The organism is Saccharopolyspora sp. NPDC003752 (assembly GCF_053605825.1).
In genome coordinates, this window is sequence record NZ_JBSGJZ010000012.1 from 193941 (window position 1) to 206174 (window position 12234).

Annotated in this window: 8 protein-coding genes; 1 reads left to right on the forward strand and 7 read right to left on the reverse strand. The window is 68.3% G+C overall.

Translation table 11 applies throughout. From position 1 onward, the window contains the following. Nucleotide 1: 1 nt before the first annotated feature. Nucleotides 2-1150 carry a thiolase family protein gene (locus ACWEV3_RS18160; protein ID WP_452614980.1) on the reverse strand — a complete coding sequence of 383 codons (1149 nt, stop codon included), beginning with the start codon at nucleotides 1148-1150 and terminating at the stop codon, nucleotides 2-4. Between the two features lie 260 nt (nucleotides 1151-1410). Between ACWEV3_RS18160 and ACWEV3_RS18165 the strand changes: the two genes are divergently transcribed. Further along, nucleotides 1411-2601, forward strand: a complete 1191-nt coding sequence (locus tag ACWEV3_RS18165) for an IS110 family transposase (protein ID WP_452614981.1) — start codon at nucleotides 1411-1413, stop codon at nucleotides 2599-2601. Between the two features lie 31 nt (nucleotides 2602-2632). Here ACWEV3_RS18165 and ACWEV3_RS18170 read toward each other — a convergent pair whose 3' ends face one another. The 6 genes from ACWEV3_RS18170 to ACWEV3_RS18195 form a co-directional block, all read right to left on the reverse strand. Further along, a complete protein-coding gene (locus ACWEV3_RS18170) occupies nucleotides 2633-3601 on the reverse strand; it encodes a cyclase family protein (protein ID WP_452614982.1) in 969 nt (322 codons plus the stop codon). Next, nucleotides 3598-5169 carry a class I adenylate-forming enzyme family protein gene (locus ACWEV3_RS18175; RefSeq protein WP_452614983.1) on the reverse strand — a complete coding sequence of 524 codons (1572 nt, stop codon included), beginning with the start codon at nucleotides 5167-5169 and terminating at the stop codon, nucleotides 3598-3600. Before ACWEV3_RS18175 ends, ACWEV3_RS18170 begins: the two co-directional genes overlap by 4 nt. A gap of 20 nt (nucleotides 5170-5189) precedes the next feature. Then, on the reverse strand, nucleotides 5190-7214 hold the full coding sequence (locus tag ACWEV3_RS18180) for a hydantoinase B/oxoprolinase family protein (protein WP_452614984.1): 2025 nt from the start codon (nucleotides 7212-7214) through the stop codon (nucleotides 5190-5192). Next, nucleotides 7211-9322, reverse strand: coding sequence for a hydantoinase/oxoprolinase family protein (locus tag ACWEV3_RS18185; RefSeq protein WP_452614985.1), 2112 nt, complete (start codon nucleotides 9320-9322; stop codon nucleotides 7211-7213). The genes ACWEV3_RS18180 and ACWEV3_RS18185 overlap by 4 nt, the downstream gene beginning before the upstream one ends. Before the next feature lie 87 nt (nucleotides 9323-9409). After that, nucleotides 9410-10735 (reverse strand): MmgE/PrpD family protein, encoded by a 1326-nt coding sequence (locus tag ACWEV3_RS18190; protein ID WP_452614986.1) that lies wholly within the window; start codon nucleotides 10733-10735, stop codon nucleotides 9410-9412. 3 nt (nucleotides 10736-10738) lie between these two features. Then, nucleotides 10739-12028 (reverse strand): MFS transporter, encoded by a 1290-nt coding sequence (locus ACWEV3_RS18195; RefSeq protein WP_452614987.1) that lies wholly within the window; start codon nucleotides 12026-12028, stop codon nucleotides 10739-10741. Nucleotides 12029-12234 lie beyond the last annotated feature (206 nt).

The following is a 12234-nucleotide window of genomic DNA, read 5'->3' on the forward strand; positions in this document are numbered from 1 at the left end:
CTCACCGGTCCTTCGTGAAGACAATCGAGTCGCCGAACGGAGTCGCCCACTGGACGACCTCGCAGCCGCGTACCTGCCGGTCGTCGGCCTGGCCGCGAATCTGCCGGGCAGCCTCGGCCATGTGGCCCCAGCCGCAAATGTGGGCCTCGGACAGCAGACCGCCCGCCGTGTTCACCGGCAGCTCACCACCGAGTTCGATCCGGCCGTTCTGCAACCAGTCGAGGGCTTGCCCTTCGCCGGTGAAGCCGAAGCGCTCCAGCACGAACACCACGTTGGGCGAGAACGCGTCATAGAGCTGCAACGAGTCCACATCGCCCGGCCCGTCCAGCCCAGCCATCGCGTACACCGGGTGGTTCTCGACCCGGCGTGCATCGCCCTGGGTGAACACCCCCAGTCCGGGAGGGGCGAAGATGAATTCGTCCAGACCGGCACGGAGCCCTTGCATCCCGGAAATGATCACTGCGGGCTGACGCAGATCGCGCGCTCGCTCCGCAGTGGTCACCAGCAGGCATGCGCCGCCATCGCTGAGCAGCGCGAAGTCTGGTCGGCGCAAGGGTTCTACGATGTAGGGCTGGGCCTCGTAGTCCGCTATCTCCAGTGGTTTGGTCATCTGCGCGTTCGGGTTGAGCCGGGCGTGCCGGCGCATAGCCATCGGCACCGCAGCGATCAGTTCCGGGTCGGCGCCATAGCGTTCGCAGTACCGGCGGAAGGCCATCGCAGCACCCGCTCCGGGAGCGGTCATGCCGTAGTGCGGCAACTCTCCGTGCGACCCGCCGCCCTGGCGCATCCCTTCCACGTCACCGGCGCCGCCCACCATTCCCAGTCCGGAGAAGGACACGCCTGCCAGGCAGGCAGCCACCTCCGTGGTGCCGAGTGCCACGGCCTGGGCCGCGGCTTGCAGCGCGGGGCCGACGAACCGGCCGTGACTCCAGGTCTGGACAGCCGCCCGCACCTGCAGCCCGAACGCTTCCGCCATCCGGTCGTAGTCGATCGACAGCGGGTATCCGACGTTCGTGAACAGGCCGTCCACGTCCCCGGCGGCGAGGCCGGAGTCATCCAGTCCTAATTGGAGCGCTTCTGCGGCCAGGTCGAGCCCGCTGCGCTCGGAAATCCGGGACAGCTCGGTGATGCCGATCCCGACGATCGCCACCTGACGTACAGGCCCTAGCGGCATGTCCTGTCCTACCTTTCAGGCGTGGGTCTGATCTGGTCATTCGTAGGATCGGAGGGCCCGGGGGTTCTGGGTATGGCTGGCATGTCGGAGCCGGTGGATGGCTTAAAGGACTTGGCCGCCCAGGCCCCAGCGACGACTCGACCGCCAATTGGGATACGCGATGTGATCGCTGTTGTAGGACAACGTCGGCGAGGTCGTCTGCGGGATCGATGTGACGACGAGCTGGCGGAGGGAACGTGCCCGAGATCTGGGCCGGGGTGGACATCGGCAAGACCCATCACCACTGTGTGGTGATCAACGCGGACGGCGAGCGTCTGTTGTCCCGTCGGGTCGGCAACGACGAGACCGAGTTGCTTGGGCTGATCGGTGATGTCCTGGAGATATCCACCGACGTTCTGTGGGCCGTCGACCTCAACCGCGGAGGCGCCGCCCTGCTGATCGGCCTGCTGCTCAACCACGACCAGCCGATGGCCTACCTCACCGGGCTCGCGGTCCACCGTGCCTCGGCCACCTACAAAGGCGAGGGCAAGACCGACGCGAAGGACGCCTTCGTCATCGCCGACCAGGCCCGCGTCCGCCGCGACCTCGGCCTGCTGCGGCCCGGTGACGAGATCGCCGTCGACCTGCGCACCCTGACCACCCGGCGCGTGGACGTGGTCTTCGACCGCACTCGCCAGATCAACCGGCTGCGGGCTCAGCTGTTGGAGATCTTCCCCGCGTTGGAACGAGCGCTGCAGATGACGAACAAGGGCCCGATCGTGCTGCTGACCGGTTACCAGGCCCCTGCCGCGATCCGCCGCGCAGGCGCCAAACGGATCGAAACCTGGCTGCGCAACCACAAAGTCCGTGGTGCTGCCGCCCTGGCCAAGACAGCTGTGGATGCTGCCCACGCCCAGCACACCGCGCTGCCCGGCGAGAAGCTCGCCGCCACCATGGTGGTCCGCCTCGCGAAGGGGGTGATCGCCCTCGATGAGGAGATCGCCGAACTCGACGCCCTGATCGAGGCCAGGTTTCGCGAGCATCCCAGCGCCGAGGTGATCCGCAGCCTGCCCGGTATGGGCACCAATCTCGGCGCTGAGTTCCTCGCCGCCACCGGCGGCGACATGGAGGCCTTCGGCAGCGCCGACCGCCTGGCCGGCTTCGCCGGCCTGGCCCCGCAACCCCGTGACTCCGGCCGCGTCAGCGGCAACCTGCGCAGACCCCGCCGCTATCACCGTGGATTGCTGCGGTCGATGTACCTCTCGGCCATGGTCAGCATCACGACATGCCCTGCCTCGAAGACGTACTACCAGCGGAAGAGAAGTGAAGGGAAGGGCCACAAACAAGCCCTGCTCGCGCTCGCCCGCCGACGCCTCAACGTCCTGTGGGCAATGATCCGCGACGGACAGTGCTATCAAGGTTCACCTCCCATCACCGCGGCGGCTTGACATCACGATTGGGAAGTCCTTTCTCGATGCGTCAGAGAATCGCGTGGGCGTTGGCGGGGCTGCCGACCCCGCGCGGCAGCGGCAGCACCCCGGAGACGAGCAGGAACTCGTAACTCCCGCGTTCCGCACAAGCCCGTGCGAGCCGATCCAGATGCCACAGCTCGCCCAACGGCATGCCCTGCAAGGCGATCAGCCTCCGGTGCAGGAAGCCCTTGGCGCGGTTCACCGGGAAGACCTCGACCCCCACGTTGTCCACCGCGACCGCCGCGAACTCGCGGTCCCAGAGGTAGCCAGCCATGTCCTTCGCCGACTCCAGACCGGGGCACGCGAACCCGCTGCCAATGGTCCCGCGCATCCGGGCCCGGTCCGCCGCAGGCAGCTCCCGGTACCACTCCGTCCATCCAGTGCGAACCACGAGGATGTCTCCGGACTGGAAGATGGTTCCCTGCGCCGCGGCGACCTCCTCAAGCATCGCCGCGGTGATCTCCACCGGCTCGTCCGGTGCGAGCGGCGTGCCTTGGGCGTTCAAGTGACCGGCGACGTCGACGAGCACGCCCCGGCCGCCGAAGCCGTGCTCGGCCCACCGGTCTACGCCCAGCACGTCGCTGGTCGCGAGGTCGGTTTCGTTCCGGCCGCCCCAATAGCCGTGTCGCCCGGCGTTGATGTGCCGCAGCCCGTCCCACTGCGAGGAACCCTGCAGGTAGAAGCCGTCCAGTTTGTCGTCGTGCCCGGCTGCGGTGTCCTCTACCACGTGCTGGAAGCGGTCGCGCTCGTCGAACAGCCCGGGATCGGGTTCGTTCAACGGCAACGTCAGCGAGATCATCTGGCCGCTGCGCACTGTCTGTGCAGCGGTGAGCCGCTGCGGCGGTCCGATCAGGTTGAGCGTGCCGATCTCGTCCGCCCGCCCCCACACGTCCCAGGCATGGTGTTCGTCCCGGTCCGGAAGGGTGGGCAGCTCCGCGAACGCCGGGGTGCGGCGCTCCTGCACTGGGCGGGTCATTCAGCTGCCTCCAGCATCTCGCGCAGCTTGAGCTTGCTGACCTTGCCGGTGTGGGTCTGCGGCACCGCGTGCGCGGACATCACCACGACCCGGGCCGGCACCTTGTAGCTGGCGGCGCGGCCCCGGACGTAATCCCGCAGCCGGTGCGCCAGCTCGGTTTCGTCCGCGCTCCAGCGCTCGTCCGGGACCACCACGCAGGCCATCTCCTGATCCCCGTCCGGTGTGGACAGCCCGAGGACATAGGCCTGATCGACGTCGGCGTGCTCGCCGAGGATGCCCTCGATCTCCAGCGGCGCGACGTTGATGCCCTTGATCTTGAGCATTTCCTTCCACCGGCCGCCGAACGTCAGCCGCCCGTCCGAATCGATCGAACCGAGATCACCGGTGCGGAACCAGCCATCCGCCGAATGCGTGCCGGCGACGGCGTCCGAACCGAGGTAGCCGTCGATCACGCAGCCACGCACCTCGATCTCGCCGCTGGCCCCGACAGCACACACGGCACCGGCCTTGTCCACGATCCGAATGTGCTGAGTGGGCAGCAGGGTGCCCTGGGTGTGCAGCTTGACCTCCAGCGGGTCGTGGGCGTCGGTCATGGTCACGAAGCCGTACGACTCGGTGAGCCCGTAGGCGCTACACGCCTCGGTGATGCCCAGCCCTTCGATCGCCAGCCGCTTGTCCTCGGCGTTGAACCCGACCGGTCCGGTGCGTAGCGAGGAGATGTCCCTGCTGCCGAAACTCGGTGCGGCGAGCAGGGCGCGTACCGCCGTGGCGAGCCCGTAGGAGACGGTGCATCGCTCGCGCTCGATGAACGCCAGTGACGCGTCGCCCTCGACCTTCTCCTCGATGCACAAGGTCACCCCATGGCTCAGCGCCACCGGAAGTGCATTGCAGGCTCCGTACCCGAAGAACAACGGCATGGCGAACCACAGCCGGTCGCCGGGCCGGATATGCATCCGCTCGCCCATCGCGTGCCCATTGCGCAGCAGCTTGGCGTGTTCGAGTGGCACCGCCTTGGGCAGCGCCGTGCTGCCGCTGGTGTAGAGGATCATCGCGACGTCCTCCGGTCCTGCTCCCCGTTCGGGGGCCGGGCCGGGCGCGATGCCGGGCGGGAACTGCTCGGTGGCCGGCCAGAACAGCGCGCCCAGATACCCTTCGGCGCAGGCACCGGCCTCGAAAACCTCGCCATGCCCAGCGGCGGAGAGTTCGGCGAGCATGTCCTTGCCGAACACCTGCTCCTCGGTCACCACCAGACGCAGCTGCGCGCTGCCCACCAAATGGGCCAGTTCCGCGGAGCGGTACCAGGTGTTGATCGGGACCGCGACCAGACCGGCCCGCTGGACGCCGATCATCGTCACCAGCCAGCGCAGCCCGTTCGGCAACAGGATCCCGACCCGGTCCCCCGACCGCAGTCCGGCGGCGGAGAACGCGCCGGCCAGCTCCTCGCACCGCTGCGCGAACTCGGCGAAGGTCATCCGTCCCTCGGGCGCGACCACTGCCTCCTGAGCGGGGAACCGCTGCGCCAGCGCTGCCAGCGCCGCCGGAAAGGTGGTTTCGGTCGGTGAAGACACGTCATTCCTCTCGCTGTGGCTCATTGGTTGCAGTCCGGATTCACGAGCACGTCCGCGCGCAGCAGCGTTCCTGTTTCCGGGTCGGCGAACTCCGCGAGCTCGACGCCCGCACGCGGCTGGCACCACTGCCCGCGTTCCGTCAGCCGTTCGTGCGCGGAGCCACGGCGCACCGCCAACCCGTCTTCGCGAGGCCACTCGCGCCGGCTCACGCGGATGCGTTCGCGCTCCTGACCGGTCGCAGCGAGGTCGGGCCGGCAGGCAGAATCGAGCACGACGCCGTAGGAAACCAGCGCCGCCGGCGCCGTGACCACGCCCGCACGCACATCCGCGGCGACCAGTTCCGGACTACGCTCCAGCGGGTCGCCGTATCCACCGCCGCCGCCGACTCTCAGCACGACCACGTCGCCAGCCCCCACCGAAAGACCGAACTGCTTTCCCTGCAAGGGTTCCGGTTCCGCCGCGAGGTCCTCCACCCCGCGCGGGACCTCGCCCCGGTCAAGCACCTCGTCCGCCCGGGCCCCGGACACCAGCGCCGAACCGCTCGTAGAACCGGGATAGCCGCCGAAGACACCGCACGGCGGCACCTGCCAACAGGCCGCCATGACATGTTCCTGGCCGCCTGGCGTGTACCACGGCATGAAGGCCAGATCGATGCCCGCCCCGCCCCGGGTGCGTCCCGGCCCGCCGGAATTCGGATTGAGCTTGCGCCATAGATACAGGACCGGGTAGACGAGCTCGTTGATCTCGATGTCGGGAATGCTGTTCTGCGGCTGGGCAAGAACGCCGCTGACGTCCATGCCATCCGCGATCGCCTGCGCACCGGCCCCGCTGCCGCCGCCGTTCATGTCCGGGAACGGCACCAGCCGGCCATTCTCGTCGGGAGCGTAGAAGAAGCTGGCGCTCCACGAGTCCTGCCAGGGAGCCATCACATGTTCGCGGACGAAGGCGTTCTCACTTCCTGCTTGGAGCTCGGCGAGCAGCCTGGTGACCACCTTCCCGATCCGGAACCCGGTCTCGATGTGGCCGGCGCCCATCGGTGCGGGCATCCGCGCGTCGCAGATCGTGCCGGGTTCGGTGACGACCTCGATCGGGCGCAGCGTGCCCTGGTTGATCGGCAGATCCGGCAGCAAGGTGATCAGCAGCGGGGACACGACCGCGCCCAATGTGGTCACGGCACTGACGTTGATGAAGCCGTCGGTCTGTGGTGCGGACTCAGTCAGGTCGAACCGCAGTGCGTCCTCGCTGACCGTCAGCGTGCAGCGGATCGGGTACAGCTCGTCGGTGTGACCGTTGTGTTCGGCGAACTCCTCAGCGGTGAAGGTGCCCTTGGGAAGGTCGGCGATCCTGCGCCGGACCGCGTTTTCAGCCAGATCCTTGGCGGCTTCGACGTAGCGGCGGAAGGTTTCCACGCCGTACTGCCCGATGAGCGCCTGCAGCCGCTCGTCGCAGCGGTGGCAGGCCGCGATGAAGCAGCGGATGTCGTTGAGCACCAACTCTGGCACCCGGATGTTCGTCTCGATGATCCGCCACACATCGTCGACCGGACGCCCCTGATCGATGATCTTCACGCCGGGCAGCCGCAATGCCTCGCCGTAGACCTCGGTTGCGACGGGGTCCATCCCGCCGGGAGCGGCTCCGCCGAAATCGTTGACGTGTGCTTCCGCCCAGCACCACGCCACCAGCTGCTCGCCGAAGAAGATCGGCCGGACCACCCCCACGTCCACGGCGTGGGCGTTACCCGTGGTGAACGGGTCGTTGCAGAGGAACATGTCCCCGGCCCGGATTTCCGACCGCGGATACGCGGCGAGGATGTGGCGGACGGCCTGGCGGGCGGCGCCCAGGTACATCGTGATGTACCCGGCGTAGCTGATGATGTCACCGTCGGCGTCCGCGATGAAGGTGGAGAAGTCGACCGCCTCCGCGATGGCAGGGCTGCCCGAGGCGCGCATCATCACCACGCCCATCTCTGCGGCGACGTTGTCCAATGCCTTGGCGAGAATTTCGACGTCCACCGGATCGAGCCCGGTCCCGTTGACGGCGGTCATTCGGTTTCCTCCGCAGTTGCCCGTTCGGTGTCGGTCAGCAGGTAGTTGCCCCAGCCGTCCACGCACAGGTCCCACCCCACGGGCAGCGCGATGGTGGTCAGCGAATGTTCGAGCAGCGCCGGGCCGGCTACCCGCGCCCCGGCTGTCAACCGTCGCGCGTCGTGGACGTCCACCTCCGTCTGCCCGCCCTCGGCGCGTTGGATCCGCCGGCATCCGACCGGCTCGACCGCGCCCTCTGCCGCCGGTTCCTGTTTGGTCGGCTCGATGAGGTCGACCCGGCCGGTGGCGGTGACCCGCACCGACATCAGCACCACCGGACTGCCCACCCAGGCCGTGCCTTCGCCGTACTCCTGCTCATAACGCACGGGAAATCCCTCCTGGATCGCGAACAGGTCCGCCTCGCCGAAGTCGGCGCGCCGCGGAATCGGCACCCGCAGTTCCCATTGCTGCCCAAGGAACTTGAAGTCGCCCTCCCAACGCACCTCGATCCGCTCGTCCGGATAGCCCGCGGCGTGCAACGCCTCGACCAGTTCCACGTCGAGCTCCTGGAGTGCGGCGCGCACCGCGCTCGCGTCGCCGCCTTGCCACATGGCCGAGCGCGCGCGGGTACGCACATCGTCACTGGAGAGCAGGCCACGAGCGGAGAACGCGGCGGCCTCGGCCGGGATCACGATCTGCCCGATACCGACCGAGCGGGCGATATCCGCGGCGAACAGGCCGAGTGCGCCACCGAAGGCCACCATCGTGAACCGGCGCGGATCATGCCCGCGTTCCACCGTCACCGCGCGAACGGCGTTGCCCATGTCCGCGACCACCATCCGGTGCACGGCCGCGGCGGCCTGGACCTCGTCCACCCCGAGCGGTTTCCCGATCTCCCGCGCAATGGTCTCGCGCGCACTGTCCACATCGAGCGCCCGGCGACCGTCCAGGAAGGCCCCCGAGTCCAACAGCCCGAGCACCGCGGACGCATCGGTCACCGTCGGCCGCGTGCCTCCCTTGCCGTAGCAGATCGGGCCTGGCTCAGCCCCCGCGCTGTGCGGCCCGACCTGTGGAACCCCGCGCGAGTCCAGCCACGCGATGCTGCCGCCGCCAGTGCCGATCGGCAGCACGTCAATCTTGGAGAGCGCGGTCAGGAACCGCTCGCCCAGCACCACCCGCCGGGTGACGTTCGGGGTGGCGTCGCGCAGCACCGAGACGTCGAACGAGGTTCCGCCCATGTCGGCGGTCACGATGTCCTTGAGGCCGAGCCGATCGGCCAGGGCACGCGCCCCGATCACCCCACCGGCCGGGCCGGAGTCGATCAGCGTGATCGGCCGCTGCCGTGCTTCCGCCGCGCTCAGCGTGCCTCCGAAGCCCTGCATGAACGCGACCGGTTCACGCAGCCCACGCGCGGCGAGCTCGCGCTCGATCCGTTCGGTGTACTCGGCGACCCGGATCCCGGTGAACGCGTTGAGCACCGTGGTCATCGTCCGCTCGTACTCACGGATCACCGGGTGCAGCCGTGACCCGACGCTCAGGAACAGCTCCGGGTGGTCGGCTTCGATGATGGACGCGAGCAACTCCTCGTGCACTGGATTCGCGAAGCCCCACAACAGGGACACGGCGATCGAATCCACCCCCGCCGCCACCAACGCCTCGACCGCGTCGCGCGCTTGTCGCTCGGTCAGCGAGACGATCACCCGTCCCTTGCAGTCGATCCGTTCCGATACCTCGATCACGTGCTCCCGGGCGACGATCTGCGGGAGATTGAGCTGTTTGTGGTGGTCCCGGTGGGCATTGCGGGCCGAGCGCGCGATGAGCAGATTGTCCCCGAAACCCTGGGTGGTGATCAGTCCGACCGTGGCGCCTCGCAGCTCAGCGACCGCGTTGGTGACCACGGTGGTGCCGTTGACGAAGCGCGTGGTCGACGCAAGCATGTCGGCCAGCGGCATGCCCACGCGGGCGGCGAGATTCTCCAGTGCCGCAAGGAGTCCGGCCGCGAGGTCGTCCGGGACGGTATCAGACTTGTCCACATAGGACTGCCCAGTGGATGCCAGTGCGACTACATCGGTGAAAGTTCCGCCGATGTCGCAGCCGATCTGGAACGTGACTTCGGAACGCAACGTCATTGTCCTTCCCTGGGGCGGCGCACGGCCCGCAATCGACATTAGATACGGCATGGTGTTGAGTCAAGCAACAATATGTCGCTTGTTTGCTCAGCTCAGGCGGGCCACGAAATCCGCAGTGTCGAGGCAGGATTCGGGCACTCGAACGGTTCGGACGACGGCGGAAGCTCCGGTGCCCAGCACCGGATCCGCGTAGGTGTGGAACTTTTCAACGACCGTCGCCGGGGTCAGGTTGACGTTGTCGCGACTGGTGGCCGAGAAGGTGCTGCCATCGGCGAATCGCACCGTCACCCGCGCGTCCCTGCGCGCGGGAAAGGCACGGTCGGCGACCGGATCGACGACCACGGAGGTCCGCGCGGCCAGCCTCGCGAGCCCGGGATCGAGCGGTCCGGAGTACCGCTCTGGCCGGAGAGCGCCATCGGCCAGAGCGGCCGCCACCGCGAACTGCAGGCTCATCTGGCGCGAGATCGGCGTCACCAGCGAGCTTCCGTTGTCGCAGCCGGGATATCGCGCCGCGGCACCCGAGGTGTGCACCGTCGCCTCGACGACCGCGTTCGGCTCGATGCCTTGGGAGGCAAGCTGCTGGGCGGCGTCGATCGCTTCCTGCGTGAGGGCGCACGAAGGGTGGGCCTTGAAGAACGTCGCCGTGACCGCCATCCGGTCCAGTCGGATCCCCGGCTCACCGACCCCGCCGTGAACGCCACCGAATGCCTGACGAAGGCCGATCACTCCGTCGACCGCCGATGCGGAGCCCGTCGCACCTTCCCGTGCCAGAAGAGCGGCAACGAGCCCCGCGCGGCAAGCGCTCGCATTCTGGAAGAAGACCTCCGTGGTCCCATCCCTCGCCCACTGGCACACTCCGGCCGATGAGCTCGCCGCCATGCCGAGCGCATGCGCGGTGACCGTCTCGTCCAGGCCCAGCAGGTGGGCAGCGGCCGCTGCGGCTCCGAATGGGCCGAAGACGCTACTGGCCCGCCACCCGCGCGCCACGAAGTCCTCGGTCAGCACTGCGGCGGCGACCTGCGCGACCGCTTCGTAGCCGAGGACGATCGCACGCAGTACATCGAGCAGGGGAGACCGGAGTCGCTCGCCGATCGCGAGAGCCGCCGGAACCACCACGGTGCCAGGATGCACGCGGCTTTCGGCATGCGTGTCCTCGTGCAGAAGTGCGTGACAGGCAACGGAATTGGCGAACACGGCATCCGCCAAACCGCTCCGCTGTCCGCCACTCGCCCAGATCGCGACGTCGTCACCACTGCCGGCGATCGTCCTGGCCTGCGTGACCCAGGGCATGTCGCGCCCGCCGTACGCACAGGCGAGGGCATCGAGCAGGCAGGTGCCAGCCTGCTCGACCACCTCGGAGGTCAGGCGCGGCGCAACGGCACCGAGTTCCTCGGAGAGGTCGACGAGGAACACAGGTCAGACGCCTTCGGGAGACCGCTCGCCCGTCGCCACAGCGATGTCCGGCGCGAGGACCCGTGGCTGCCTGCGACGCACGACCAGAGCCGCAACCAGACTCACCAGAGCTGCGAACATCAGCAACAACGCGGGCGCTCGACTGTCACCGGTGACCTGCACGAGGGTCTGGCTGACGTACAGCGCAGGACCGCCCAGCAGCGCCGCCGCCAACGCGAAGCCAACCGCGAACACCGTGGCGCGTACCCGAGCCGGGAGGACCTCGACGTAGGTCGCCGGTGCGACCGAGGTGTACAACGCGGGAAGCACGCCCAGCGAGACGGTCATCAGGATAACCGTGCCCAGGCTCGCCGCGGAGGACAAGCCGATAAAGATCGGATAGGCGAGCACCAACGTTCCGGCGGAAGCCCCGAGGAGCATGGGCCACCGTCCCCATCGGTCCGACAGCGGGCCTCCGATCGCGACGAGCACCACCGCCACGGCGATGCTGATGACGGTCGCCAGCGTCGCCTGCGCCTGCGTGAAACCGAGCTGGATGATGTAGGACTGCGCGTAGGTGAAGGCGACGTAGTAGCCGATTTGCTGGAACGCGGCGACTCCGAAGATGAGGACGATGAGCCGCCAATGTTTCGTGAACGAGTCCTTGGCCGGCGAGGACGTGACCTGAGCCCGTTGCTCCAGCTCGCGGAACTCGGGCGACTCGTCGAGCCGGGCGCGAATGTACAGGCCGACGAGCCCGAGCGGCAGCGCCAGGAGGAACGGGATCCGCCAGCCCCATGACGCCATCGCCGCGGGTGGAAGGGTCGCGCTCAACAGGAGAACGATGCCCGCGGCCAGCAGCAGGCTGACCACACTCCCGATCTGCACTCGGCTCGTCATCGCGCCTCGTTGGCGCTGCGGCGTGAACTCGGCGGCGTACGTCATCGCGGTGCCGTACTCGCCACCGGCGGCGAGCCCTTGCAGCAACCGGCACGCCACGAGCAGGATCGGCGCCCACACTCCGATGGAAGCGGCCGAGGGCAGCAGACCGATCGCCGCGGTGGCGCCCGCCATCAGGACCAATGTCGCCACCAGAGCGGGCTTCCGCCCGGCCCGGTCCGCGATCGAGCCGAACATCAGCGAACCGAGCGGTCGTACCACGAAGGCGACGCCGAAAACCGCGAACGCGGAGAGCAGGGCGACCCCCGGCTGCGAGACAGGGAAGAACAGCTTCGAGAGCATCACTGTCAAGAAGCCGTAGACCGCGTAGTCGTAGGTCTCGACGGTGTTGCCGATCGCGGCCGCCAAGGTCACGCGTCGCATGAGCGCTGGAGGAGGGGGGACCACGCCGGGATTGGAGGAGGGCATCGGGGCTCCCGAGTCGTCGTTGACATGGAGGCGAAGGCCAGCGCGCTGAGGCACCTTCCCTGGTGACACCTCGACCGCCGACGACTGAGCGAGCCGTCCTGCACAGGGTTGCAGTACGTCTCGCCTGACCTGCGCACTCGCGACGAAGCACG

Excerpts from the sequence above, each read along its gene's own strand:
- ACWEV3_RS18170 (WP_452614982.1), bottom strand. The coding sequence starts at position 3,601 with ATGACCCGCCCAGTGCAGGAGCGCCGCACCCCGGCGTTCGCGGAGCTG.
- ACWEV3_RS18180 (WP_452614984.1), bottom strand. The coding sequence starts at position 7,214 with ATGACCGCCGTCAACGGGACCGGGCTCGATCCGGTGGACGTCGAAATT.
- ACWEV3_RS18185 (WP_452614985.1), bottom strand. The coding sequence starts at position 9,322 with ATGACGTTGCGTTCCGAAGTCACGTTCCAGATCGGCTGCGACATCGGC.